Below are 830 nucleotides of genomic sequence, written 5' to 3'. Positions count from 1 at the left end.
TGTATTGCCGAGCGGCGGTAAGGCGTTCTTGAGCGTGAGAGAAGTTGATAAGGAAGGCGTAATTGAAGTGGCACGCCTGCTTAACGAAATTGGTTTCGCTTTGGTCGCAACCTCCGGTACTGCGAAAGCGCTAGCAGAGGCAGGCTTGGAAGTTGAGTCTATTAATAAGGTTCAAGAAGGTCGTCCGCATGTTGTTGATGCCATTAAGAATGGCGATATTGACCTGATTGTTAATACTACTGAAGGTAGACGAGCCATCGCAGACTCTGCTCAAATCAGACAATCTGCTTTGCAGAAGAAGATTGCTTACAGTACGACTCTTGCTGGTGGTGATGCAACTGCACGAGCTATTCGTTTTGGTGCTGAGAAGCACGTACGTAGACTTCAAGACTTACACTAGAAAACTCGTTTATTTTATAACCCGGAGCTAATGCTTCGGGTTATTTTTTTCAGCTGTTTATACAGATGGCTCTTTTTTGATAACTCGAATTAATTGCTTGTTGATGATGAGTATAAGCGTGACTGAAAGAAGAGCTCTCACTAAATATGGTAAAAGAATAAAGGAAGGAAGATGAATCGAATTCCAATGACTGTTGAAGGCGAAAAAGCCCTTCAAGAAGAATTAGTAGAATTGAAAACTGTAAAGCGCCCACAGGTTATCGAAGCGATTGCCGATGCGCGTGAGCACGGTGATCTAAAAGAAAATGCTGAATATCATGCAGCGAGAGAGCAGCAAGGCTTTATAGAAGGTCGAATTCAGGAGCTGGAAGGTAAGCTTTCAAACTCCCAGATTATCGATGTTAAGTCTATCCCTCATACAGGAAAAGTTA

Annotated in this window: 1 protein-coding gene and 1 pseudogene; both read left to right on the top strand. The window is 43.0% G+C overall.

Features of this window, described 5'->3' with window-relative positions; all coding sequences use genetic code 11:
- Positions 1 to 400: pseudogene (gene carB / locus A3766_RS24390) on the top strand (carbamoyl phosphate synthase large subunit); the annotation flags it as partial.
- Between the two features lie 171 nt (positions 401 to 571).
- Positions 572 to 830: transcription elongation factor GreA (gene greA, locus A3766_RS24385; RefSeq protein WP_197479717.1), on the top strand; the 259-nt coding region annotated here is incomplete at its 3' end.

The sequence above is a fragment of the Oleiphilus sp. HI0132 genome, from assembly GCF_001635845.1.
The sequence above is the reverse complement of the archived record's forward strand: the minus strand, read 5'-3'. Positions and strand labels throughout refer to the sequence as shown.